31 protein-coding genes and 1 tRNA gene are annotated in these 26955 nt (G+C 24.3%); 12 read left to right on the plus strand and 20 right to left on the minus strand.

From position 1 onward, the window contains the following. Positions 1–181 precede the first annotated feature (181 nt). From AAHF53_RS03605 to AAHF53_RS03620, 4 genes are all read right to left on the minus strand, one after another. A complete protein-coding gene (locus tag AAHF53_RS03605; RefSeq protein ID WP_342189493.1) occupies positions 182–862 on the minus strand; it encodes a hypothetical protein in 681 nt (226 codons plus the stop codon). Positions 863–1019: 157 nt separating this feature from the next. Further along, positions 1020–2048 (minus strand): hypothetical protein, encoded by a 1029-nt coding sequence (locus tag AAHF53_RS03610; RefSeq protein ID WP_342189494.1) that lies wholly within the window; start codon positions 2046–2048, stop codon positions 1020–1022. Between the two features lie 537 nt (positions 2049–2585). Beyond that, entirely contained in the window at positions 2586–2900 is a 315-nt protein-coding gene (locus AAHF53_RS03615; RefSeq protein ID WP_342189495.1) for a hypothetical protein, read from the minus strand. Between the two features lie 187 nt (positions 2901–3087). Continuing rightward, positions 3088–3279 carry a hypothetical protein gene (locus tag AAHF53_RS03620; protein ID WP_342189496.1) on the minus strand — a complete coding sequence of 64 codons (192 nt, stop codon included), beginning with the start codon at positions 3277–3279 and terminating at the stop codon, positions 3088–3090. Between the two features lie 281 nt (positions 3280–3560). Here AAHF53_RS03620 and AAHF53_RS03625 point away from each other — a divergent pair, with 281 nt between their 5' ends. Further along, complete coding sequence (locus AAHF53_RS03625) at positions 3561–3749, plus strand: hypothetical protein (protein WP_342189497.1); 189 nt, start codon at positions 3561–3563, stop codon at positions 3747–3749. A gap of 77 nt (positions 3750–3826) precedes the next feature. Here the strand turns inward: AAHF53_RS03625 and AAHF53_RS03630 are convergent, their stop codons facing one another. From AAHF53_RS03630 to AAHF53_RS03695, 14 genes are all read right to left on the minus strand, one after another. Further along, positions 3827–5581, minus strand: coding sequence for a hypothetical protein (locus AAHF53_RS03630; protein WP_342189498.1), 1755 nt, complete (start codon positions 5579–5581; stop codon positions 3827–3829). 261 nt (positions 5582–5842) lie between these two features. Next, a complete protein-coding gene (locus tag AAHF53_RS03635) occupies positions 5843–6523 on the minus strand; it encodes a SprT family zinc-dependent metalloprotease (protein WP_342189499.1) in 681 nt (226 codons plus the stop codon). An 18-nt stretch (positions 6524–6541) separates the two neighbouring features. Then, a complete protein-coding gene (locus AAHF53_RS03640; RefSeq protein ID WP_342189500.1) occupies positions 6542–7477 on the minus strand; it encodes a hypothetical protein in 936 nt (311 codons plus the stop codon). 13 nt (positions 7478–7490) lie between these two features. Then, positions 7491–7988, minus strand: a complete 498-nt coding sequence (locus tag AAHF53_RS03645) for a dUTP diphosphatase (protein WP_342189501.1) — start codon at positions 7986–7988, stop codon at positions 7491–7493. Between the two features lie 119 nt (positions 7989–8107). Continuing rightward, positions 8108–8473 carry a 50S ribosomal protein L20 gene (gene rplT, locus AAHF53_RS03650; RefSeq protein ID WP_338967539.1) on the minus strand — a complete coding sequence of 122 codons (366 nt, stop codon included), beginning with the start codon at positions 8471–8473 and terminating at the stop codon, positions 8108–8110. Between the two features lie 15 nt (positions 8474–8488). Next, the gene (gene rpmI / locus AAHF53_RS03655) at positions 8489–8683 is read right to left on the minus strand and encodes a 50S ribosomal protein L35 (RefSeq protein ID WP_338967542.1); all 195 of its coding nucleotides are present in this window, start codon (positions 8681–8683) and stop codon (positions 8489–8491) included. After that, complete coding sequence (gene infC / locus AAHF53_RS03660; protein ID WP_342189502.1) at positions 8640–9233, minus strand: translation initiation factor IF-3; 594 nt, start codon at positions 9231–9233, stop codon at positions 8640–8642. Before infC ends, rpmI begins: the two co-directional genes overlap by 44 nt. A 698-nt stretch (positions 9234–9931) precedes the next feature. After that, on the minus strand, positions 9932–13198 hold the full coding sequence (locus tag AAHF53_RS03665; protein WP_342189503.1) for a hypothetical protein: 3267 nt from the start codon (positions 13196–13198) through the stop codon (positions 9932–9934). A gap of 200 nt (positions 13199–13398) precedes the next feature. Next, positions 13399–14961: a hypothetical protein gene (locus AAHF53_RS03670; RefSeq protein WP_342189504.1), complete on the minus strand. Its 1563-nt coding sequence runs from the start codon at positions 14959–14961 to the stop codon at positions 13399–13401. A 197-nt stretch (positions 14962–15158) separates the two neighbouring features. Further along, positions 15159–16460 (minus strand): hypothetical protein, encoded by a 1302-nt coding sequence (locus AAHF53_RS03675; protein WP_342189505.1) that lies wholly within the window; start codon positions 16458–16460, stop codon positions 15159–15161. Positions 16461–16754: 294 nt separating this feature from the next. Then, positions 16755–17057: an HU family DNA-binding protein gene (locus tag AAHF53_RS03680; protein ID WP_215825698.1), complete on the minus strand. Its 303-nt coding sequence runs from the start codon at positions 17055–17057 to the stop codon at positions 16755–16757. Positions 17058–17137: 80 nt separating this feature from the next. Beyond that, positions 17138–17437, minus strand: a complete 300-nt coding sequence (gene trxA / locus AAHF53_RS03685; RefSeq protein WP_342189506.1) for a thioredoxin — start codon at positions 17435–17437, stop codon at positions 17138–17140. A 55-nt stretch (positions 17438–17492) separates the two neighbouring features. Then, complete coding sequence (locus AAHF53_RS03690) at positions 17493–18305, minus strand: Cof-type HAD-IIB family hydrolase (protein ID WP_342189507.1); 813 nt, start codon at positions 18303–18305, stop codon at positions 17493–17495. Between the two features lie 97 nt (positions 18306–18402). Further along, positions 18403–18487, minus strand: a tRNA-Leu gene (locus AAHF53_RS03695). Positions 18488–18834: 347 nt separating this feature from the next. Here AAHF53_RS03695 and AAHF53_RS03700 point away from each other — a divergent pair. The 11 genes from AAHF53_RS03700 (at position 18835) to AAHF53_RS03750 (ending at position 24752) form a co-directional block, all read left to right on the plus strand. Next, positions 18835–19161, plus strand: coding sequence for a hypothetical protein (locus AAHF53_RS03700; RefSeq protein WP_342189508.1), 327 nt, complete (start codon positions 18835–18837; stop codon positions 19159–19161). A gap of 2 nt (positions 19162–19163) precedes the next feature. Continuing rightward, complete coding sequence (locus AAHF53_RS03705; protein ID WP_342189509.1) at positions 19164–19385, plus strand: hypothetical protein; 222 nt, start codon at positions 19164–19166, stop codon at positions 19383–19385. Then, complete coding sequence (locus AAHF53_RS03710) at positions 19385–19546, plus strand: hypothetical protein (RefSeq protein ID WP_342189510.1); 162 nt, start codon at positions 19385–19387, stop codon at positions 19544–19546. The genes AAHF53_RS03705 and AAHF53_RS03710 overlap by 1 nt, the downstream gene beginning before the upstream one ends. Before the next feature lie 3 nt (positions 19547–19549). Continuing rightward, positions 19550–19780 carry a hypothetical protein gene (locus AAHF53_RS03715; protein WP_342189511.1) on the plus strand — a complete coding sequence of 77 codons (231 nt, stop codon included), beginning with the start codon at positions 19550–19552 and terminating at the stop codon, positions 19778–19780. Positions 19781–19829: 49 nt separating this feature from the next. After that, positions 19830–20078: a hypothetical protein gene (locus AAHF53_RS03720; protein ID WP_338968904.1), complete on the plus strand. Its 249-nt coding sequence runs from the start codon at positions 19830–19832 to the stop codon at positions 20076–20078. 24 nt (positions 20079–20102) lie between these two features. After that, positions 20103–21089: a hypothetical protein gene (locus tag AAHF53_RS03725; RefSeq protein ID WP_342189512.1), complete on the plus strand. Its 987-nt coding sequence runs from the start codon at positions 20103–20105 to the stop codon at positions 21087–21089. A 3-nt stretch (positions 21090–21092) separates the two neighbouring features. Beyond that, positions 21093–21377, plus strand: coding sequence for a hypothetical protein (locus tag AAHF53_RS03730; RefSeq protein WP_342189513.1), 285 nt, complete (start codon positions 21093–21095; stop codon positions 21375–21377). A 2-nt stretch (positions 21378–21379) separates the two neighbouring features. Further along, positions 21380–21628, plus strand: a complete 249-nt coding sequence (locus tag AAHF53_RS03735; RefSeq protein WP_215826579.1) for a hypothetical protein — start codon at positions 21380–21382, stop codon at positions 21626–21628. A gap of 21 nt (positions 21629–21649) precedes the next feature. Continuing rightward, positions 21650–22042 carry a hypothetical protein gene (locus AAHF53_RS03740; protein ID WP_342189514.1) on the plus strand — a complete coding sequence of 131 codons (393 nt, stop codon included), beginning with the start codon at positions 21650–21652 and terminating at the stop codon, positions 22040–22042. 265 nt (positions 22043–22307) lie between these two features. After that, a complete protein-coding gene (locus AAHF53_RS03745) occupies positions 22308–24191 on the plus strand; it encodes a hypothetical protein (protein WP_342189515.1) in 1884 nt (627 codons plus the stop codon). Between the two features lie 51 nt (positions 24192–24242). Beyond that, positions 24243–24752: a hypothetical protein gene (locus tag AAHF53_RS03750; protein WP_342189516.1), complete on the plus strand. Its 510-nt coding sequence runs from the start codon at positions 24243–24245 to the stop codon at positions 24750–24752. A gap of 259 nt (positions 24753–25011) precedes the next feature. Here AAHF53_RS03750 and AAHF53_RS03755 read toward each other — a convergent pair whose 3' ends face one another. Next, positions 25012–25206: a hypothetical protein gene (locus tag AAHF53_RS03755; RefSeq protein WP_342189517.1), complete on the minus strand. Its 195-nt coding sequence runs from the start codon at positions 25204–25206 to the stop codon at positions 25012–25014. A 7-nt stretch (positions 25207–25213) separates the two neighbouring features. Beyond that, on the minus strand, positions 25214–26479 hold the full coding sequence (locus AAHF53_RS03760) for a hypothetical protein (protein WP_342189518.1): 1266 nt from the start codon (positions 26477–26479) through the stop codon (positions 25214–25216). Between the last annotated feature and the right edge of the window lie 476 nt (positions 26480–26955).

A 26955-nucleotide genomic window follows, 5' to 3' on the forward strand; every position in this document is an offset into this window, starting at 1 on the left:
ATGTATGATTTTTGTTGTAAAAAATTATTTTAATGTTGTTTTTATAAGCATTTTACTTAGTTTTTATAACCTTTTATTAAGAATATGTTTGTTAATATTAAATATTTTGTTTTATTAATTATTTTTCAAGTAAAAAGGTAATAAATTTTTAGTTGCTTTTCTTTCAAAATTATTCAAATCTTTACCCACCTAACAAAACTTTATGCGCCCAACTCCCCCCTGCGGTAATACCACTCACAATTGCAGATTTCACAAAATCTTCAACTTTAGAAGTTGTTTCTTTTTGTTTAACTTTTACAGAAATTGGAAGCATATCTTGTTCTTTATCTTCTTTATAAGTATAAATATGTAATGGTATTAAAGCCTCGGCATTAAAATAATTAAAATAAACAATATAATGATTATCCGTAGGATTTCCAGTAATAATGCGTTTCATTGACTCATAAATTAATCTTGATTCAGATACATTAATTAACGCATTATTAACTAATAGTTTTGGACCAATAAAAGAATATAAATATTGTTTAAAATTCCGTGTTTCTGTTAGCAATGCATGCTCAGGAATAATAATATGATTTGCTTCTGATTTAATAATCATCTGATCAATTATTTCTTTTTTAGAAATATTTTCAAAATATTGAAATTGTAAACTAATCTGTTCAGTACCCCGATATAAATATACATCCAATTGTTGAGAATTTTCTTGTTTTTTATATGTATAACCTGATTGATAATATTGTTCATAAGTATCATTATTATCAAATCTAGGAATAATATCTAACATTTCTAATTTAATAGCTTCTTTAATAGTATTAAAATTATTAACTTGTAAATTATAATCTTTCATTATTATCGGTTTCATTTTTTATCATTCATTGACATCAGTCTTAAAAATTTCATTATTAGTTTCTTGATATTGATAAAATAAAAATGGATTGCCATTATTAACGAATAAAAAACAAATTATAAACAAAATTTTCAAAAAATAGTTATTCATATATAAACCCCAACTATAAAAATTAATCATTAATTTCAATATCAAAAAAAATTGGTATTAGAAATACAAAATAATTATTAGCATCTGTTACTTCCTTTTCGGTTGCATAATCATAATTGATTTTTGCTTCAACAACAATAGTATTAAAATTATTTTTTGCTAAATTACCATTACTATTTTTAACATCAAAATCAAAAAATTGCTTTATATTATTAAAATCATTAGGAAAATTGTTAGCAGAAAAATACTTTGGATAAGCTTTTATAAATTGAAATTGGTTTATTGAAATAAGATTATTTTTATATAAAATCTGATATTGAAGAAATTCAATAATATTTCTTCAAACCATTTCAACATATGAGTAATTATCAAAATTTAAAAATGCTGTTTCTAACAACAACGGATTAACTAAATAATCACCATTATATAATTCTCTAAATGCTGAAGCATAAATATAATGTTTTTTATTAATATTATTTAAATTTTCTTGTGCTAGAAAATTATTTTCAAAAAACTGATATCAGCATCGTTTTAAATGATGATAGTCATCTAAATAAGTAATATTAGTCTCAACATTAATAGTTCGCATAATACTATTAACCCTAATTTTTATAACAACTTTTCTTTGCTTTATAAAATTATCTTTTAATCAATAATTAACAACCTCAAAATTATTAATAATTTCAGTAGCAATTTGCTGTTCTAATTCATTAAGATTAAGAGTATTAATTTTTTTAATAATAATATCTTTAAGATTTTTTAATGCTCTTGGGTTAGTAGCAAAATATATATCCTCTAAACTAATAACAATATGCTTTAAAAAAAACTGTTCAATTTTAATCTGTTTTAAAAAAAATTCTTCTTTAAGCTTTGGTTGAAAAGATACTTTAATATTTGACAAATAACTATTTTGATACTTGACACCAATTTCATAGTCAGTAGCCATTATAAGTGATGAACTTGATGTAAAAATAATATCTAAATGATTAATTAAATCTAAATGAACATTAAAACCTTTACTATTAGTAAATTCTAAACCAATAAATTGCATTAATTCATTAATAAGTTCTTTCTTAACAGTATCATCAAAAACATTATCAAAAAGTTGTATTTCCGTTTTAAAATTAGAAATTTTTTTCTTAATTAACGATATAACTTCGCCACCAGTTAATAAATATTTAGTTTTAATATTAATATATTTTTGTGCTTGCTTATAATTAATAACTAATGAAAGTTGATTATTTTTAATTTTACTAATATCTAAAATATTAATTGCTAAGTCATAATAATTAATGCTGTAAGTTAAAAAATTAATATTAATACCATCTTTACTAATATCTTTAATTTTATTAATGATTTTTTGATGTCAAACATTACTATTTACGATAATAGGAAAATAAAAAGCTCATTGTTCATTTTCTTCTAAGTCAATTTTATTAATTAAAGCATCAATAATCGTTTCATTACTAATTTGTTCACTAAAAACAATTGTTGTTATTTGCTTTGTATTTTTATAAAATAAGCGGATTGGTAATAACTTATTATCTTGACTAATTTCCTTTCAAGAAAATTCAATAGCAAATGATTTTTAATCAAAGAAAAAATATTGGGTGCCAGAAGAATCACCAATTTCAAAAAAAGGAATTTTATTAATAATAGCAATAACTTGTTTTTTTAAATTATTTTCAATCATATTTTTTTGCAATAAATATTCATTAGTAGTAGCAAAATATTTATGATCATAATTAAAAAGAAAAATTTTTTCACTTTCAAGTCGAGTAATAATATTTTTTAAAATCAATGAGTTTTCAAATTCTGCTCACTGGACGATTTTATTTTCTAAGAAAAAAATTGGATTTATATTAATAAAAATTAATAACAAAAAATAGGAAATAATTTTCATAAATACTCCTTTTTAAAAATTATGATGTTAGTCACTTAATTTTACTTTTATTTCCAATAAATTATTTAATAACAAATTATAATGATAATTAAATCCAATAAAAGAATTTGTTTTTTCATATGTAATTCCTTCAAATGTAAAGAAATAATTTCGAAAATAAAATGTTTCTTCTTTAAAAAGAAGCTTATTATTTAATCTTTGCTAGCAAATTATAAATTTTAGGAAGAATAACTGAAAATCAATATTGTTCTATCTTTCCTCAATTATTCATAATATCTTTTTCAACATAAACGGTTTTTAAAATTTCTTTTTCAATAGTTCGTTTGACTTCCAAATTTCAATTATTAGCATAGTAATTTTCATTATTTTTTAAAATCATAAAAGAAAAATCATAGTATTTACTATTACCATATTGGTCGCGTTTAGTTTTCTTAGGTATTTTTTAAAAAAGAAAAAATAGTCATTTACTATAAATTATTTCAATATGCAAATTAAGTATATATTTCTTATGTATGATTTTTGTTGTAAAAAATTATTTTAATGTTGTTTTTATAAGCATTTTACTTAGTTTTTATAACCTTTTATTAAGAATATGTTTGTTAATATTAAATATTTTGTTTTATTAATTATTTTTCAAGTAAAAAGGTAATAAATTTTTAGTTGCTTTTCTTTCAAAATTATTCAAATCTTTACCCACCTAACAAAACTTTATGCGCCCAACCTAAGGTTCGCAACATTTTAAATTTTTCGGTTTTTGTTACTAATAAACTAGAAATCTTAAAATTATTAACATCACGATTAAATTGTTCAACAATATTATTTTCAAAAAAAATTAAATTATTACTATAATTTACAATTGTTAACAATTGAACAATAGCTAATAAAAATCCTTTCATATTTTTAAACTCCTTTATTAACTATGAGAATTATCTAACTGGTTCATATAAATCAAATTTTAAATTTAATTTTGCAAAATCCAATGATAATCCATATCAATTATTAACTTTGCTTATTCAATCACTACCACTAGCTAGTTCAATATAGTCATATTGAGCATAAAAATATTGAAAAATAAAATCTCAATTACGATAAGTTGATTTTGACTCATCAGTTATTACTAAATATAATTCACCTCTTTTTCCTAATTTTAAATTTTTATTTATTTTAGAAATAACATCATCTTTAATTGAACCTTGCAATTGTAAATATTTACCAATTTTATATTGCTTACTTTCAACAGAATAATTTCCTGATACCAATTGAATATTAATAAAATAATTAAAAAGTGATTCATTGCTGTCATATTTTTGATGAAGTTTTTTATAAATTTCATCAAATATATCATATTTTTTACTAAAATATTCAGTATAATCGGCACCATTTCGGGTATCAGCAATTTGATTACCGCTAATATCAATATTAACATCAACAGAAATTTTATTAAGTTCAAGATCCAATCAACCAACATTTTCTAAATCAAGAATTTGCGAAAATTTATAAAAATTGCCAATCGTAACATTAAGAGCAATTAAAATATTACCAGAGGCATTTAAATTATGAGCCAATATTTCCAAATTATCTTTAATATTCACAAACTCAAAAGCGATATGTTTTGCTAATTCATTACTAAATACTAAACTCATCTTTTCTTGTAATGTCTTAGTAACAGTTTGATAATTAGTTTTCGAATTAAAATCTCAATCATAAGTTTTATAAAAAAAAGCATTAACTTCTTTTTTTGCATCTTCATAACTTTTAATATTTTTTAATAACACCTTAGTATTTAAAACTTGACCAAAATAATTAACTCTTATTTCTAAAATATCACTACCACTTTTAAATTCTTGCTCATTATTAATTAATGCCATATCAATATTTTCATAAACATTTTTAATTTTATCTTTAATTAAAGCAAATACTGTCTGAACATCAGTAAACTGATAAATATTAAAATCAAATTGTTCATTAAAAAACTGAACAATTTGAACTAACTTAGCTAAACGATTATCTCTAACATTAACTATTGTTATCGGCATATAAAAAGATATATCACTAATAATAAAATGAAAATCAATAATATTGACACCGACTTCTAAATATTTATTTTCACCAGTAAATTCTGGCAATGATATTTGCATTTTATATTTATTAGCAAGCATTTTCGTTAATTCTTGTTCATTTTTTAATAAAACAAGTTGATAAGTATTAGTGTTATCTAAATCATAATCAAATTTCTGATGAAAAAAATTAAAAAGATCAGGTTTAATTCACGACATATTAGCAATATTTTGTAATTTTAAATCATATTGATAAATATCATTATTACCAAAAGAATTATCACTAATAACTAGTTTTAAACTAAAAACACTATTATTAAGCGTTTTAATAGCAATCCGATCAGTATTTTTAGCAATCGCAAATTGAACAGTAAAATTTTCACTAATAGTTTTTAATTCTTTTTTAAGTTTTACTAAAATATCACCATAAATATTATAAGTACTAAAACCTCAGTCATAAGTTTTAGCAAAAAAAGAAGTTAATTCTTTTTTAATATCGGCAGCTGTTTTTGATGGCATTTTAGTTTCATTACAAAATTCTTGTTGCTTAACTTGATTAATAATAACTGCTACTCCCTGACTACTAAGTAATAAACTACTTAATAATGTCAAACGAATTTTCATATATATCAAAACCTTTTATGAGAATTTTTATTAATTATTTTTTATAACTAATTCCTCCTTTTTAAAACAAAAAATATCAAAAATGATTCACTTCTTATGTAATATATAAATTATTAATTTTAAATTAAATACCGATGTTGCTAACTTCAAAAATATTTTATCATATTTAAAAAATATATATTCAATATTTATTAATAAAATTTAAATTGTTTTAAGCACTAACATCAAATTACTTTTGTTAATTTTACAATCAGAACAATTTTACAAAAAAACTTGTTTTAAAATCTGCTGACAAACTTTAAAATTAGGACAAAATTGCACCACTAATTTTCAAAATGCTTGACTATGATTAGGTTCTCATAAATGTACTAACTCGTGAATAATAACATAGTCAATAACCTCAAAATTAAAATGCATAATTTTGGAATTTAGAACAATTTTTTGCTTGTTAAAATGACAAACACCTCATTTACTACGCATCACTCTAAACTTAAGTTGTTGATAGCTTAAATTCATTGTTTTAGCAAGTAATGCCACTCGGGAACTCAAATATAATTTAGCTTGCTTACTAAGAAATTTATTAAAATTTTTCACAAGTTGCTTTTCATCATTGCCTTTTAAATTAACAACAACAGTTGTTGCGACAAAAATAACTTTATTGTTATTAGCAAAATAATTAATTTGCACCTCATATTTCTTATCTAAGAAATAAACAAAATATGGTTTTTGATGCAAATTAATTAAAATCTTTGAGGATTTATTAATAATTTTCTGTAATTTTTTTCAATTACTAATAAGAAAATCCTCAATATATTGTTCTTTCATTCCTAAGGGGGCATTGACAATAATATCCGATGAATAATATCTTACTGATAATCTTTTACCTTGTTGCAAATAATAATCCAACGCTACATTTTCATAAACTAATTGCTTTTTAAGCATCTAATAACCATCCTCATACTACTTTTTAAATATTGTTTTAATGTTTAAAAACATTATTCCCAAAGCTTTAAAATCCCACGGTTGTTTTACTCTTTTTAAAGGAACAAATTTATTTCCTTTTTTAGAAAAATAAGGTTGCACCTTCGTTAAAATTAAATAACCTAAAGATGTAAAAAATATTCCAAAAGTAAATATAAAAATATAACCTAATGGTCACAAACGACCAGTCCGATCAAAAATATTAGCAGTAGTAACAAGATTATTACCACTACCTCATAATGGATAACCATCACGACCAATAAATAATAAATTAGTTATTTCATTTTCATTTTTCGCAATAACTAATGAAAACGCATTAAAACTTAAAGCCATTAAACTAAATATAATTAAACTAATAAAACTTCATAATAAATAATCACGATGATATTGCACAATACCATACATATATAAAAATCAATAAGTAAAAATGATAATAACATGTAAAACATAATATAACCAGTAAGAAAAATGTTGCGGTCCATACGATTTATCAGCTGGAATTAGTAAACTTGCAAAAACCATAATTACTACTCAAGGTGCAGTAATACTAAATAATTTATCATTAGCCTTAATTAATAAAATGCCACTAATAATTTGTGTTATTGAACTTAAATGAAATGGGAAAATTCAAGGTCAACCTCGTAAATTTTTTCCTGATTCTTTAAAATAATATAAATATAAAAAATGTAAAAAATAATAAAGAAAATATAAGAAAATTTGAAAAATACCAAGAATTCTTAAAAATAATTTATTTTGTGCTAACTTAACATATCCTGTTTTAAAAATAAACAAACAAGCCAAAGCAATTAATGATAAAATAACTGGCAATCAATATTGTCAAGTAACACCAATTTTAGTAATAACTTCACCAGAACTTCCTGCTGGATTAAAAAAATCATATAATGATAAAAACATCTTTACTTCTCCCTTAATAGTTATTACTTATTCGTTGATGATTAATCTCATTTTTATTTAAATAGGCTTGAAAAATATCTTGAAAACTAAACTGCAAAATATTAGCAATTGTAAAAAAATGATTTAAAATATTAGCATAATCATTAGTAATATTTTTTCAAAAAGCAATCGTATGATTAAAAGTTTCTAATATTAACAATGTTAAATCTTGTTCTTGCTTTAATTCATAAGAATATGCTTCTAAATCAATATTAAAACTTAATCCAATACTAATAAGAAAATGCAGACAATCAATAAATTCATCTAAAACTAATTCTTTTGACTTATATGTCATACGATTTGATCAATATTTAAAGCATCGTAATTCATTACTAAATTCCGATAATTCTACTAATAAAGCTAAAAATCGTTTATCAATTGTTTTTTCAACTAATAATTTTTTTTCTTCTAAAATTCTTGCATCTAACTTTTTTTGCAAACTAATAATTTGTTTTCATAATTGTAAATCCAAAATATGTTTCACCCATCCCTAACTTATATTGTTTTATTTATTATAATTATATTTTTTCAAGTTGCAAATAAAAAAATAAAAAAACCTAGTAATAACTTATAAATTATTACTAGATAAAATTAATCTTTTTTTTCTAATGCTGATTTAGACAAATCAACTAATTTTTTAAATTCAACTGGTTGATGAATTGCCATTTCCGATAACATTTTTCGATTAATATCAACATTTGCTTTATGTAAACCATTAATAAATTGTGAATAAGACATATCATATTCTCTAGCAGCACCATTAATTCGTGTAATTCATAAACTTCGAAACTCGCATTTACGCTTTTTACGATCACGATAAGCATATGCTAAAGACTTCATTACTTGTTCTTTAGCAGTTCTAAATAATGTATGTTTTGAACCAAAATAACCTTTAGCTTGTTTTAAAACCTTTTTACGGCGTTTTCTAGTAGTAACGCCTCCTTTAACTCTTGCCATTATTATATTTCCTTTCTAACTAAGTAGTAAATTTTTTAATCTTCGGTAATCAGTTTTATGTACTGCTCCTTCTTTGCTTAAATGTCGTTTTTGTTTAGTTGACTTATTTTGCGCTAAATGAGAAGTAAAAGCATGCTTTCGCTTTCATTTACCAGTTCCAGTAATTTTAATTCGTTTCTGTAATGCTTTTTTTGTTTTCATTTTTGGCATTTTCTTGCTCCTTTTCTTTAATTAAATCTTTATCTTTTCTAGCAATTAAATACATATCATAAAACTGACCAGTTAACTTTGGTGTTTTTTCAATTTCACAATACTCTTTTACTAAATCATAAAACCGCATTAATGTTTCATAACCAAACTCTTTACGATGTGATTCCCTACCTCGAAACTTTAAAGATATTTTAACCCGATCACCATTTTTTAAAAATTCTATTACCTTCTTAGCTTTGAATTGCAAATCATGCTCACCAATATTAGGTGTTAAACGCATTTCTTTGTTTTTAATAATTCGTTGCTTTTTTTTATTATCTTTATCTTTTTTTTGCTCTTCATACTTATATCTGCCATAATCTAAAATTTTCGACACTGGCGGATTAGCATTAGGTGCAACAACAAACAAATCTAGTCCTTGCTCTTTAGCAGTCCTTAAAGCATCATTTCGTGACATCACACCTAATTGATTGTCATCTTGATCAATAACTAAAACTTCACGAAAAGGAATATTTTGGTTAATAAAATCAGTATTTGGCTTATGTTTCATAAAATAGAAAACCTCCTATAACAACATAGAAAAAGTGTGTACTAATACACACTCACCATTAAAATATTTAGATTTAAAATCTAAAATTATTATTAGCTGTTTACCCATAACGATAATATGTTGCTATCAGGTGAGTGTAACACTACTTTCTTTTATTTATGTTCCTATAAATAATAACATAAATAAATAAAAATGCAAAAAAATATTAAACTTAGGTCGCGTTTAGTTTTCTTAGGTATTTTTTAAAAAAGAAAAAATAGTCATTTACTATAAATTATTTCAATATGCAAATTAAGTATATATTTCTTATGTATGATTTTTGTTGTAAAAAATTATTTTAATGTTGTTTTTATAAGCATTTTACTTAGTTTTTATAACCTTTTATTAAGAATATGTTTGTTAATATTAAATATTTTGTTTTATTAATTATTTTTCAAGTAAAAAGGTAATAAATTTTTAGTTGCTTTTCTTTCAAAATTATTCAAATCTTTACCCACCTAACAAAACTTTATGCGCCCTTAAACTTATAAAAAAATAAAAAGAAAGTAGAAAATCAAAAACTATTGTGGAAACCGTTTTAAATTTTCTACTTACAAAAGTTATTATAACATAAATAATAACGGTACCCATTAAATTAAGTAACTGTTATTAAAATTCTTAGCTAATATTTTTCAACTCCTAGTTTGCCGTTTTGCACTTTAACCAAGAATACATAAGGTAGGATCAACAACAACAACAGCATATTTTACAACAACAATTTTTTCATAACCGCCAATTGTAACTTTAACACGAACCTTAGCGTATTTTTTAGTACCTAAAAACCCACCTACTAAATCTAAAGTTTTTTTCAAGACATTAGGAACATCTAATGATTCAATCGTAACATCATTTAAGTTAGTAAATCCTCTTTCTTCTAATTGCCTAATTATTTGTTTAACTAATACATCTTTAGGTCTTATACATAGCAGTCCTAAATCTACTTCCATATTATTAATTTCTTTTGCTAAATCATTTAAACGCTTAATATTAGGGTCAACTTTAATATTAATTAATTGTCCTCTAACTTGATATTTTTCACCATTAATAGTAACTTCGTAATCAACAGTATCTTTATTAACAGTTAATTTTTTATTGGCATCAGTTTTTGAATATAATAATTTAATCCCAATACCATATTCTTTAATTAAATCTTTTAATAATTTCTTAACTAACACAATAGTTTTTTCCTTACTATCACCACTAGTTAATGATGAACCATCCATTTGCTTTAATTTATCTTGAACTTGTTTTAAAATATCCTCATTAGATATTTTAACACCACCCAAATCAATAATAACTCCTTCTGACTCCTTACCAGAAACAATTTTAAAGGAAATCTTATTATCTTTAGCATCTAATTTTTGATTTAAGTCCATATCAGTAACAATTTTTACATTCTTATCAGTTTCATTAGCAATTTGTTTTAATCTATTAATAACATCACCAATCGTTTCATTAGTAGTTGCATCAATAATTAACATATCTTTATCTTTTTCAATTTGTTCTTTAATTTTTTTAATAATATCTTTATCACTAACAGTAATTTTTGTAATTGTAATTACTGTTGGTTTCGCATCATTATCAGTTTTAATAAGCACTTTAATTTCATTATCATCTTTAGTTAATTTCTTATCTTTTTCATTTTTATCTAATAATTCAACAGTTGTTCCCGGGGCAATCTTATCTAATTGTTTCTGAACAATTTTTAATGCTTCTTCATAAGTTTGATCAGTCGTAAATCCAGAACCATCAATTTTTTCTTCTTTAAATTTATCAATGGCTTTATCAATCAAATCAACTGGTGATAATTTTACTTTTTCAACTGTTACTTCAATCTCTTTTTCAACACCATCTAAAATAATAGTAATCTTAAATGAGTTCTCATTTTCTTTTAATTTACTAGTAGCAACATTAATATTAGTAATTTTAGCAATCGCTTTAGGATTGTTTTCTCTAATTTTTGCTAATATTAAACTTAAACTATCATTAACTTTATTAGCAGTAGTTAACGATGACCCATCAATTTTTTTATCTTTAAAAGCATTAATAATTTCATTAATTTTATCTTCCGTAGATTTAATAACGCCAGTTACTTTAACTGTCACTTCTTTTTCTTCATTATTAATTTTTATCTTAAATGTTAAAGAATTATCATCAGGTTTTAATTTTGAAATCGGATCACCTATAAATTCTACTTGGGCATTTTTATCAAATTGACTAATTTGATCTTTTATTTGATTAGCAATTTTTTCAATGGCATCATTAGTTGTCAATTTCGAACCATCAATTTCTTTATTATCAAACGCATTAATAATTTTATCTAAGCGATCACTATCAGTTAATTTAACATTTTTAACAATAAAATTAGTTTCTGCGCTCTTATCACCCGATTTAATAACAACACGAATATCATTAGTTTCTTTTAACTTACTATTAGGGTTAATATTATCTGGTAATAAAAATATTACACCACTATCAGGATATTTTTCCTTAATTAAATCTAAAGCATTTTTAACAGTATCTGCAGTAGTCAATGATGACCCATCAATCGTATTAGTAGTTATCTTACTAATAAATTCTTTTACTTTATCAGCATCAGATATAACAACACCAGTAACTGCTACAATAATTTTTTGAACTTTTTTACCTGACTTAATGGTTACAACAATTTTATTTTCATCAATAACTAAATTATTATCTAAAATATTATTATCACTAATAGTTATAGTAACATTTTGATCATATTTCTCAATTTCTTGTTTAATTAAACTTAAAGTATCCTTAACTTTATTATCAGTAGTTAATGATGACCCATCAATTTTCTTATCTTCCATAATAAGTTTTATTTTTTCTAAACGATCAACATCAGATAATTCAATATTAATAATTTTAACTGGAATATCAACTGTTAAATCACCAACATTAACTTTAATCCGAATAATACTATAATCATCAGTTAGTTTTTCCTTAGCATCTTCAATATCATCCAATGAAATTGTTGCAACTGGATATTGTTTCTGAATTTCAGTAATAATTTTTGGCAATGCATCACTAATATGATTTGATGTTGTTAATCCAATACCATCAAATTCCTTTTCTAAAAGTCATTGCTCTAAATTGTTAATAACTTCTTCATTTGATAACTTAACATTAATAATTTTAAAACTAATTTCTTTTGTTTCATTACCAATTTGAAGAATATATTTAATAATATTCTCATTAATATCTAAAGAACCATTTTCTACTAATTTAATAATAATATCTTTATCTTCTGCTTTTATTTCATCACTAATAAGGGGTAAAGTTTCAGTAAATGTATTATCACTAGTTAATGATGACCCATCAATTTCTTTATTATTAAATTTATTAAAAATATTTTCTAAGCGATCAGCGGATGACAATTTAACATTATCTACTTTAATAGCAACTTCTCTAGTTACTTCTCCTAATTTTACTAATAAAACCAATCTATTTTCAGGACTAACTATTTTATTGGCAATAATATTTGGATCTTTAAGAACAACTGATATTTTATCATCAAGTAAAGCAATTTCTAATTTAATAAATTCTAATAAATCTTTATTAGTTTTGCTAGTATCAAATGAAGAACCATCAAATTTCTTATCTTTAATCTTAGTAACTAAATTTTCAACACGATCCTTATTAGATAAATTAACAGCAACTACTTTAAAAGAAATTTCTTCTGTTTTACCTTCTAATTCAACTTTAACTTTAATAAGATTTTCATTACTATTAAGTTTAACTTTACCATTATCCACTAAAGTAATCGTTGCTTGTTTAACAATTCTTTCAATTTCTGGTTTAATTAACTTATCAAAAGCATCGTGAACCGTATTGTCAGTAGTTAGGGCGCATAAAGTTTTGTTAGGTGGGTAAAGATTTGAATAATTTTGAAAGAAAAGCAACTAAAAATTTATTACCTTTTTACTTGAAAAATAATTAATAAAACAAAATATTTAATATTAACAAACATATTCTTAATAAAAGGTTATAAAAACTAAGTAAAATGCTTATAAAAACAACATTAAAATAATTTTTTACAACAAAAATCATACATAAGAAATATATACTTAATTTGCATATTGAAATAATTTATAGTAAATGACTATTTTTTCTTTTTTAAAAAATACCTAAGAAAACTAAACGCGACCTTGCGTTTAACATCATTTGACTTAATAGTTATATTAATTTTAGAATTCACAGTTAATTTTTTACTACCATCAACTGATAAATTAGTTAATGTTATTTCAACAAAATTATCAAAGTTTGATAATTTATCAATAAGAAAATCTAAGGCATCACTATGTGTTTGTCCCGTATTTAAGGCACTGCCATCAATCGGATTTTCTAAATGTTTTTCAAAATTATTTAACCGATCTTCATCTAATAATTCAACACCTGTAACACCGCCAATAATAGTTGCCGATTCTTTACCAGATGAAATTTTAATAACAAAAGTATTTTCATCTTCTTGTAATTTTTCTGTACCATCAACACTAGGATCTAATGAAAATTTTACCTCATCATATAAGACATCAAACTCATCCACTCATTGATTAAAAGCATCTGCAATTGTATTGGCACTAGTTAAACCTTCACCATAAATTAGTGACCCATCCAATTCTTCTTTTACTGTATTAACATTTATTAAATCTTGATTTTCTTCTTGTTTAAATAACTGTGAAAGAAAGTAATTATCACTTGAATAATTTTTTGCATTTGCAACAAAATTATCTCAAGCACTATGTTGACTACGAACAACAATATTTTTAATACTAAATATTGCAACCTGTGAAATATTTGCAATCCGAATTACTACCCTAACTTGAACACGATTTGCTTTTATTTGCTGAAAACTTTGATTAACATCTTCTAAACTTATTTTTGCAATTGGCAATGCTTTTTCAATATGATTTTTAATTAACTGTAAAGCATCACGATATGTATCATTAACAAATAATGTTTTACCATCAATAACAAGCTTTGGTTTAACAAACGCTGTTAAAATTTCTTGAAAAAATAAATCATTATTGTCTTTAACATTTTTTAAAGATAATATTTTTTGTTTAATAACATTATTAATTTTTACATCAACTTTAAGAAAATTAGTTCCCAAATTTAGCATTTTTTTTGCATCTTGAGAATTATTTAATGAAATTTTAATTTTATTATCTTGCTTATTTGCTAATAAATTAGCAAAATTAATTACTTGTTCATAACTAATATCCTTAGATAACTTGCTACCATCAATAGTTTTCTCTAAATGTTTAATAAGTTCACTAATGCGTTCTTCAATGGAAAGACGAACATTAATTAATCGCCCCACAGCTAAACGAACTTCATTACCAACTATTATTTTAACAAAAAAGATATTAGTTCCCTTTGTAAGACTTTTACTTAACAAGTTTTCATTTTGTAAAACAACTTTAGCTGATGATTCAATTGAACCGATAAAATTATTAAAAAGTTTTAAACCATGAACATAAGTTCATTCATTTTCTTGTAATGAAGACCCATCAATATCAGGAATAAATAATACTCCCTCAGGAATAGTTTGATCATTATTTTGTTCTTTTAAACTATTAATATACTGATCGCTAAGCGGTGCTAATAAATTACTTCCCAATAGAGAAATAATACTTAATTGCAAAAGCAAATTTTTATTCATAGTCCATTATCCCTTCTATGTTAATTTACGCCTTATTAAAAAATAATAATTAATTTAATAGCAAACTACTAATTTAATAAATTTATTTTCTATATTGCTAATATTCATTTTAATAAGACATTAATATACCAATATTTTACCATTACTAACATTGATTACAAGAAAAATAAATGCTTAAATAGCATTTATTTTAGGTTCTAAGGAATAACGATATATTTAATCTCTTTTTCGTTACTTATTATACGACTACCTTCTAGTTTTCATCTAACATTTATTTTTCTTATTTCTCCTGACTTAGTAGGAGTTTCCGTATTAAATACACTTGTTGTCACCGCTACTAATTCTCAATGAATTGCATAATCATAATTATCTTTCATTATTTGATTTTCCATCGCATTATTAACTAAGTTTTTAAAATCAGCAAGATTTTTTTCTTCTTTACTTTCAAACTTATCCAGATGCGTTACTTTTAAGGTAAAGACAATATCATTTTTTTCAACAATATCTATTATTTGTTCTCATCCCATTTTCGGATTAAAAGTTTGAATATTTCGTAGTGTAATCTTACCAGTTTGAGTTTGATTATTACCATCTTTTAACATAATTGTCAAAATATTATCTTTAACACCCGATAGTGGTTCTTCTTTTTCATTTGCATTACCTTCTTTATCAACAATGATTTTTTTATTAATATCAATAATTTCTGTCACCGTTACATCATTTGCCAAGTTTTCTAATTTTTTATTAATATATCCTATTATTCGTTCGTTTTTATGTTGAGTAGTAAGTTCCTTATTAATATCTAAAATTTTAATATATTTAAGGGCTGCATCCAATGCTGATAATTCAACATTAGAAACAGTAATATTAACAATTTTTGTTGCTTCTTCTTCAGCAATTTTAAAAGTAATGGGAATTACATTATTAGCATCTGACATCTTAATATTTTCACTATCTGGCGATAAACTAATAATAAACTTATATTTATCATTTGCGATATGAGAATTTTTCTTAATTAATTCTAATGCATCTTTATATTTTTGATAACTATTTAAACTTGAACCATCAATCGTTTGCCCTTCTAAATCACTAAATAATTCATTTAATCGCATTTGTAATTCTGAACTTACATTTAATAATTTAGCATTAATTAAAATATTTTGGGTTCCCAACATAACTTCAATTTTAACAATAACACTGTCGTCAGTAAAAACAAGCTTTTCTTCTCGTTGGGAACGATCTGCTAAACTAACCCTAGCTAATGATTGTTGTTTTTTAATATAACTAGAAAGATAGTCTAAGCCTTTAACATAAGCATCGCGAACGCTTAAATTACTAGCATCAATACCTGCTTCTAAATGATTCTTAATTTCTTCTAAACTATATGTATAATCATTTTGCTCATCTAACGATTCACTACTACTAGAACAACAAATAATAGGTAAAACTGGTGATATGATCAATGTTAAAGTACATAATTTTTTAAGTAATTTATTCATTAATTTATTCCTCCTTTTATAAATATAGTGAAAATAAGGATTACTTATCATTTATTTAATGATTATTAATGACATTAATATTAATTTGTATAATTGCTTATTGTATTAAATAAATAACTAAGCACATTCTTAATAAACTAATATTACTATTTTCTAGCATAATTACAATAAAAATAGTAAAATATTTTAATTTTTTATTATTTACTAAACGATAAAGTTAAATAAAAAAATTACAGTAATTACTGTAATTTTTCAAATATTTTTAATAATTTTTTAATAATTATTAAAAAATTATTAACTATTTGTATTAACTTTTTCTTTTAAAGTTGTTGAAGGACTAAAACTGACAACAGTTCTCGCAGGAATAGCGATTTTTTCTCCTGTTTGCGGATTTCTTCCTTCCCGAGCTTTTCTTTCTTTAGTTTTAAAAATACCAAAACCTGAAATAGGTGTTCTCTCAGCACTCTGAATTTCTTCGGTTAAAATATTAATAATACTATCAAAAATATCGTTAGCTTTGCTTTTTGTAATCCCATATTTTTTATACTCTTCGACGATAAAATCAGCTACTTTGTCTTTAATTGATGGTTTTTTCATTTTTAAACTTCCCTTCTTATGAAATTATAGTTTAAGAATAATATAAAAAATTAAATTTGGCAAGAAAAAAATTACTAATTTTAACTTAAAGCCGTTTTTAATTCTTCTTTGGACTTATAACCATTTAAAGTTCTTTTTAATTGACCATCATCAAAAATTAATAATGTCGGAATTGAACTGATATTAAATCTTTGTGCCAATTCTTGTGATTCATCAATATCAACTTTAACAAAAGAAACTTCTTTCATTTCATCAGATAATTGTTCAAAAATTGGTGCTAACATTTTACAAGGTCCACATCAATCCGCATAAAAATCAATAATAACTTTACCAGTTTTAATAGCTTCATCAAACTTACTTATATCTGTTTTAATAACCATTTTAAATTCTCCTTTCATTCTTTATTATTTTAACATAATTAAAATAATAATATTTTTACTTCAAAATGTGTTTACGAATCATATTACCAACACCATTTTCATTATTACTTTGACAAATATAATTAGATAATTCTTTAATAATCTCAACTGAATTATCCATTGCCACTGGATGACCCACTGCTTGCATTAATCATTGATCATTATATGAATCACCAAACGCCATTGCTTCACTAGTACTAATTCCTAATAAATCACAAATATATGTAACCCCATAACCTTTACTCATTTTTGGCAATGTTATTTCATATATTCCTGGATGATATTCTTTAATATCTAAATGCGAAAATTTTTCATTAAATTCATTAATTAATTCCTGAGAAGCAACTTGACTAGTAATAGTTTTAGCAATAATAACAATCCGAGCAATATCACTATTTAAATCATCAATGTCATTCAATACTGTATATTTTGCTTGCATAACATCAGCTCAATAACTAGAATTTTCTCCAAGGCGATTAACAAAAGAACCATCTTCAGTATACAATTGACATTTAAAACCTTTATTATCAACTCAACGATAAACCGCTTTAGCAACATCATAATTAATATTTCCATTAAAAATTAATTTTTTATCTTTAAATGAATAAATATGAACACCATTATTAGCAACAACAAAACTTTTAAATTTATGAGCATTAATTTGTTTAGCAATACTAATAGCATTAGTAGTAATTCTTCCTGTATTAATAACAACAATAACACCTTGCTTTTGAGCTGTAATACACATTTCCTTATTAAATTCAGTTAGACAATGATTATCATTAAACAAAGTCCCATCAATATCAATAAAAATAATTTTTATTTTCATTAAACCCACCTTTTTCATTTTTTAAATATCTATTTATTAAAATAATACTAATTAATTAAAAAAATAATGCACTATTAAGTGCACATTTTATAGTAAATGGTGCGGGTTAAGGGACTTGAACCCCCACGTCGTAAAACGCCAGATCCTAAGTCTGGTGCGTCTGCCAATTCCGCCAAACCCGCATTACAAATTACTTTAACATTATAATACAAAATCACCACAATTATCAATAGACTAACAACTATATTTTGTGTAAAGCACACACTTATGTTAGTTTTACACAAAATCAATAAATAAATATGAGCTCATTTATTTATTGCAAGAAATATAAGGTTAAATTAACACTTATTATTTTTAATTATGCCTTATATTTTTTGCACCAATGAAATCAAACTAAGTTAATTAGTAAACGAAGTTTACTAACAAGACTTGTTAAACACTTAAATCTGCGATATATAAGTGTTTAAAAAACTTAGTTAAATAACTTAGTTAATATAACTTAGTTTATTCATAAGAAAGGTAATTTATTATGAAAAACATTGAAAATATTTTCTTAAATACTAAGAAATATATCTTAAAAGAAACACAAAATGCAATTTTAATTAAAGCACCAAAAATTCCGTGATTTAATAAACAAATCGGTATTTGGTTTCCAAAACGATTTGTTTATAAAGGAAAATATGAAAATTCCATTTGCATCGGAATAATCAAAAATAATGAATACCAAGTAATCTCAATTAATCAACAAGAGCAAGAAACCAAGTTAATTAAAGGACAAGAATTATTAAGTTTCTTCATTGCCGAAAAAGAAAATAACAAAAAAGATACAAATTATAACTATTTTAAAGGAGTTTAAAAATGAATATTGCAATTGGACTAATATTTATTATTATCAGCATAATGCTATTGGCATATTTTGCTTATAAAATTTATGCCAAAATAAAAATACGAATTAAATACAAAAATGCTATTAAAAATAATACTGGTAATTTTACAAAAGACGAAAAAGTATTTATTGCTCGCTTTGAAGAATGAGTTAAAGCTCCTAATTCAAAAGAAAATAACGAGGATGAAAAATAATGTTTTGAGAAATTATTATGGAGTTCTTAAAACTGTTTGTTCCGATAGAAAAAATGCCTGCGCAAGTTGTGTTTATTGCCGGATTAATTATTATCATTACTTTTCTTTTCGCATTAATCTCAATTATGTATTTACCAATAAAAATGATTTTTGGGAGATAAAAAATGACAATAAATTTAAAAGAATTTAATTGAGAACAAATTAAACAAACGTTCTGAGATTTATTTATTCAAATTACAACTATCCCGGCTCATATTACTGAAGGTAAAGAAATTAAATTAATCGAAGCACCACTTTGACTTTTAATAGCAAACATTGCATTTTGATTTTTAACAGCGATTATGGTGTGATTTATTCTCATGTTACTTTGAAAAACCATATCAGTATTTAGATAGAGAAGAAAGTAATGTCAAGAAGTTATATTAAAAGAAAGGGGGTGATTATATGATTGGAACTTTCTTAGTTGGAGAAACACCAGTAACAGTAGAAAAAATAACAGCTAGTGACGCAATGACTAAATTATGAAATGCGATCATAACAGCGTTTACTAAAATGTGAGAAATTATTGCTGTTAATATGCCACAAGTTGGTAACTTCTTTGCTGACTATTGAATATTCATTTTTCCATTTATTTTGGCAATATTCTTTATTTGCTTTAAAATGTTTGAAAAACTACTTGGAGCTGTCCGCTAATAAAAAAATAAAGTGAGGTGCAAGATGAAATTTTGCAAATGAATAATAGAAAAAAATAACCATTTTATTGAATTAAATCGCACCTCATTTTTAATTTTATGACATTGAGGAGCAATTTGATATATTTACAACGGTTATTTTAAAAACATTGTGAGCTATTTATTTTTAGCAGGTTGTATTTTAATTTTTCTTTTTAAAATCGGTAATTTAACACAAATTAACAAAGTTATTAATTTCTTAAAAAACTCACCATTAAATATTGTGATTGGTTCATTAGGAACCGGAAAAACTGCTTTTCTAGTATACGCATCAAAATTACTAAAAAAGAAGAAATATCACATCGCCTCAACCTTTCCGTTGCTAGAAACTCAAAAATTAAGTTTAGGTCATATGGGGTTATTAGACTTTGATTATCCGGTATTGCCAGACAAAACCTTACTTTTATGAGATGAAACCAATTTATTTTTAGAAGAAACTGATTGAGAAAAAAATAATACCAAAAACGAAGAAACCGGTATTCAAGAATATTTCGCTCTGGCACGCCATTTCGGTCATATTGTGTTAGCTAGTGGTCAAAGAGATAAACATATTTGAGTTAAAGTTCGTGATATTGCCAACAATGTGATTGTGGGAATTCGCAAAAAACCCGTTAATATTTTTCGCCCCTATTTAAAAGTCATCTATGGTACCTTTACGAGCATTGAAGAATATGAACGCTGACGAAACACCTTAATTGATGCTAAAAATAATAAAAAGGGTCGTCGCATTAAATATCGTGATATTCCTGAACTTGATATTTATTTTTTTAAACTAAAAATTCCGCTACCAATATTAAACACTTACAATTCTTTTTACCTAGCGTTTTTAAGAGATTACTTAAATGCAAAAGTAAATCCTGATTATGAAGACAAATACTATACTGACACCGCAATTGATTTAGAAGACTTAGAATACTTAAAAATGGATAAATTTAGCAAATTTTTAAGAAAAATGAAAGAAAAGGAACAATAAAAAATGGAAAATCTCGCAAAAATGGCCGACTTTCTCGCTCAAATGCTTTATAAAGTTTTTGACTTAATTTGAAGTTTAGAAGTACCAGGAACAAATATTCAACTAATATTTCCTTTATTCTTAACGCTGGCTGTAGAATTTCTTATGGCAATTATTCTTGGATTTGGTAGTCAACAAGTTAATTTAGAAAAACAACGCCAATATGCGGTTAAAAATAGTGGCCGTTTAAGTGCATGAGGAAAAGTCAAAAAACAAATAAAACCAATAAAAACAAAACAAGGTAACTAACAATGTTTAAACTAATTATTATTTTTATCTTAATAACTGTTCTTGGATTATTAGCTGGTAGTCATTTTGAAACTTTAACAAACTACATTAGCGAAGGTCTTGCCAATTTCCAAAAGTTTATTACTAGTAATTTAACAATTTTAGAACTATTTAAACCCATGGCACGAACATTTTCACAACATCCAATCTTTACCATTCTTGGCGTTACTTGTGTACTTATTGCTTTATTTATTGTGATTAAAGGACGATAAAAATATGAAAGGAGAATTAAAATGAAAAAATTTTTAGCAAAATTATTTAAAAAAGATAATTTAAAAGAAAAAATGTCATTAAAATTAAGAATTAAAAATGCTTTTAAAAAGCAGTGGTTAAAAGTAGTATTAAGTATCATTTTCATTTTTATAAGCTTATTAATTTGTGCATTAACAGCAAGCGATACTAAATGAATAACTGGAACAAGTAATGAATTTAATAATTTTATGAATAAACAAATGGTTGATTTCTTTGGCAAATTTAATAGTGGTATTATGCTAGCGGGAATATTTGTTTTTTGATGGGGTGGAGCAATATATTTTGCAATTAAATTTGAAAAATTAATTCGCTTGATTATTCAGAAAATTAAAACAAAAAGAGCCTTGAAAAATGAAATGAAACAAAATCATTAGTTCTTTAAAAAAATATTGATGGAGAATTTTACCTTACATTTTTATGATTACTATCTTTTTCATTGCATTTTTAAAATTGGAAATTAATGATTTGAAATTGTTATATGAAAAATTTGAAGCATTGATTTCACTTATGATACTGGGATATTTAGATATATGCATTACAATAGCTGTAATTATAAATTGTGGTATTGAGTGACTTATTAAAAAAATAAAAATTAAAAGAACAATAAAAAATAAAATATTTTAAAAAGGAGTGATAAAAATGTTTATGAAAATATTTACGGTGATAATTATTAGTTTTAATAACATTTTTACCATTCCCCAAAACATTAACAATGACGGAATAACAACACAATCACTAATTAGAAACAAAAGAGAAAACAGTCAAGTTTCTGAAATTAACTTAGAAAAAGCAGAATTTCTAATATGAAAAAATGAAAATCCTTATAAACCTGCATCAACGTGAAAAACAGAATTACAATTTTTATTAAATGACATAGAAAAGCAATCAGGAATAAAACCGATAAATCCTGTGGAAGAATTATGAAACAATAAAGGGCGAATTCAAAGTTATATAAACCAAAATCAAATTAATATTATTAAAAAACTTAACGAATTACAAATAAATACAAAATGAACAGAAGTTGAAAAAGAACAAAAACAAAATATTAAAATAAAAAATATTAAAGTAAAATTTGAATACCAAAAAGATACCTTTGCCGGTGCAAGATGAAACTGATGAAAAATACTAGAATTTGATGCAAAATCAGAAACCAAACCTTCGACTGATATTGAATTACCAACAACAAACACCAAATTTGATGGCAACCATAACTATAACGATGTTATTGATAGCATTGATTATTTAATGATTCATCGCGGTGATTTTGACAAATTTAATTATTCTTATCTTTATTGAACACCAATATTTAATTTTGTTGACACCTTAGAAAAAGGCTATTACAAAGAATTTACCATTAAAAACCACGGTTTTAAAAACGAAAGCTATTTTTATCATAAAACTTCTAGCAGTGAAGATAAAATAAATGAAAATGTTTTGAAAATTAAAGCATTTAATAAAACTTTAATCGCAGGAAATAATTATTTACAATTATTACATGGTGAAAATGAAATCTGAAAATATGACACCGAAAAGACTAATGATTATTACTTAATTAAGTATCTTTTTGGTACTTTAAATTACCTCAATGTTAAATTTAGTTTTCTACGCTATGACCCCGACTTACGAAATGACATTTACCTTTATTTTAAAAACAACATTTCTAGTATTAATAATAACGATTACAAAAATGTTTTTGACGAAATCTATGAAATTCTTGGCAACTTCTTTGCCAGTTTATTTTATGCGACTTTTGATATGGACGAAAAAACTCATACCGAAGTTGATTTTAAGGGTATAGACAACTATAAGAAGGATTACTTTATTCAAATTGGTTTCTTTTATCGCTCATTAATTACCTTTTATCCCAAAAAATACTTAATCAATGTTACTGGTAACTCGGAATTATTACTAAGAAGTTATTTTTTTACTTTTGATAAAAAAACGCACCAAGAAGATTTTAATGCTATTAAAAATAAAAATAGCATTTATCAAATTCATTTTAATGTCCTTAAATCTTATGATAATAAACTCATCGCCTTGCCAGCCAACAAGACTGTTAACAGTATTAACTATCTCAACACCGATATTGATATTCGTTACGGTATTAATATTTTTACCTTAACCTTTCCTCTTTATCACAAAAGTAATACCTCTAACTATAATTTTAAAATTTATGATTTTAATGTCCTTAATTCCACAGCATTTATCCCTGATGGTTCCACCAATTCAGAATGAGATGACCTAATTCCGCCAGCAAATTGCAAATATTCCGGACGGTGGATACCCACATTTAATGATATTGGTTGTGCCATTCAGAATGCTGGTATTAAAATGATTAACTGAATATTGACAGCGTCACAAATCATTACCATTTTACGCCCGTTAGCGATTATTGCAAAAGCAACAGTTAACTTTTCGACCGCCATTTTTCCAGTTTTTAAAACAGTCCCAGCCTTTTATTATAACTTTCAATTTTTAATCGGTTTTGCCATTTTTCTAATGATATTAAGGGTTTTCCTGTAATATATATATATATATATATTGAAAAAATAAAATAATAAAGGAATTAAAATAATGAAAATTTTAAGTACAATAGTTATTTCAGGATTAACGATATTATCCGTAACTTCTTGCTCCAATAAAACAAATAGACCAACACCGTTAGACTTAGACAGTAAAAAAAGTAATCAAGTTTCTGAAATTAACTTAGAAAAAGCAGAATTTGTAATATGAAAAAATGAAAATCCTTATAAACCTGCATCAACGTGAAAAACAGAATTACAATTTTTATTAAATGACATAGAAAAGCAATCAGGAATAAAACCGATAAATCCTGTGGAAGAATTATGAAACAATAAAGGGCGAATTCAAAGTTATATAAACCAAAATCAAATTAATATTATTAAAAAACTTAACGAATTACAAATAAATACAAAATGAACAGAAGTTGAAAAAGAACAAAAACAAAATATTAAAATAAAAAATATTAAAGTAAAATTTGAATACCAAAAAGATACCTTTGCCGGTGCAAGATGAAACTGATGAAAAATACTAGAATTTGATGCAAAATCAGAAACCAATTAAAATAAACACTTTTTAATAACTACTCAAGCAACCACCACAGAAATGCATTTTTCTATGATAACAATAATCTTAAATAACTAAGCAACTTTTAAATTTTTTCTTCTTTTTATTTTGTCAAAATAAAAACCAGTAATTTTAATTACTGGTTTGAATACTTTTCCTGTTTTTATCACAAGAAACTTAAAATTATTACACTTGTTATTGATATTTTTATCATTTCGATTGTTTGTAGTAATTTCAATATTTTTTAATTATTTAATTAATTCTCTTCTTTACTACTTTTACTAATATAAAAAGCACTATTTTGGTATTCTTCACTTAAATCTTTTCAATTATAAGTTCTTCACGTTCTAATAAAAATTGAATTATTTTTTGATTTTTTAGTTTCTGCATCAACCAATTCTAATAATTTTTCATGAAAATATTGATATCCGTCATAAATAAAATCTTTCATAAGTTCTTTATCTGTATCTAAAATACTTCCGCCACTTCAGGTTTCATTTTTTTTGTTCAACATGGTTTATTAAATTTTTTAAATAATTTTTAATTTTTAATTTATTATTTTGATGAAAAAAATTTTCAAAAGCAACAGCGGTTTTTAATGACATTTTAAGTTCAACTCTATCATGTCCAGATTTACCTGTTACTTTAAAATAATCATTATTTGTATTGTCTTTACCATGATATTCATAATACGGATTTGAATCACTTGGACAAGACAAATTATTATTTAAATAACTTCTTTCTGTTCTTGTTTTTATATTACAATAAAAGTTTGCTCTAACAAATTGCGATACTGGGCCAATATTACAATTCCCCATTTCCATATCTCATTCTGTTTGATTTGGTCTTGATATTTGAGTTTGTGTTGATACATTTGAATTATCATAAGAAATTAAAAAACTTGTTAATGGATTACCAGAATTATCTCTATTAGAAATTAGTGTTCTTATAAGTGAAGCATCAACAGTACCATTTGTTCCTGTTCAAGGATCCATATAACGAAAAGTAAGAACTGAGCTAGAATTTATTTCATGCATATTAGCTCCCAAAACACCATAAACACCATAAATTATAATAAAATGATTATCAATTTCACTATTTAAATTATAATTTTGAGGTAAATTTCCTCTATAAGCAAGTGCTACTGGTGTACCATTTTCTAAACTGCCTCTAATTCTATTTTCAATACCCCTTATACTAGCATCATAATTAATTTGATTTATAGAATATTGTCTTCCAGAATTTAAATTTTCTGCACGAATAAAATCATTCATAACACTTGTTCAAGAATCAACAGATGTTCCTAATACATCATTTTCTTGATTTGATTGTCATAAATCAGGATTTAAATTTCTATGTGTTCTAGTTTGCATTAAATTAGCCAAATAATGTTGAAAGCTAGTAAAAGGCCCCCCGGGTGCACGATTTAAATTAACATTTCTAAGAACCTGATTTGTATTTAATCCAAAATAAGATAAAATTGATTCTGCAATGGCGGGCCCGCATCAATAATTAGCTAATTGTCTAATTCTTGGAACAGATAAATTTTTATCAGATACTCTATTTATTCTATAATCTCTTTTGTTTCTATTTAAACTTTCTAAATTATTCTTTTGTAAAGAATTAATTTCATTTTTTGTTGGAGAGGGGGCATTGCCGACAAGTCCCACCATCCCGCTTCCGGCTATTGTTATTGTTCCTAAGATTCCTAATAATTTTTTCATGTTAATTAATTTCCTTTTCGTGAATTTTTAGCAATTAATAATAAAATTTATTCAACAATCAGACTTCCTTTCTCAAATTTATAAAGCTTATTTAATACAAATTAATTATAAATAATTAAATAAAAATGTCTACTAAAATTAAATATGAGGTCGCGTTTAGTTTTCTTAGGTATTTTTTAAAAAAGAAAAAATAGTCATTTACTATAAATTATTTCAATATGCAAATTAAGTATATATTTCTTATGTATGATTTTTGTTGTAAAAAATTATTTTAATGTTGTTTTTATAAGCATTTTACTTAGTTTTTATAACCTTTTATTAAGAATATGTTTGTTAATATTAAATATTTTGTTTTATTAATTATTTTTCAAGTAAAAAGGTAATAAATTTTTAGTTGCTTTTCTTTCAAAATTATTCAAATCTTTACCCACCTAACAAAACTTTATGCGCCCCTTAATCAGCTTTTGTAATATACC

The sequence above is a fragment of the Spiroplasma endosymbiont of Dilophus febrilis genome, assembly GCF_964030685.1.
Classification (GTDB): Bacteria; Bacillota_I; Bacilli_A; order Mycoplasmatales; family Nriv7; genus Nriv7.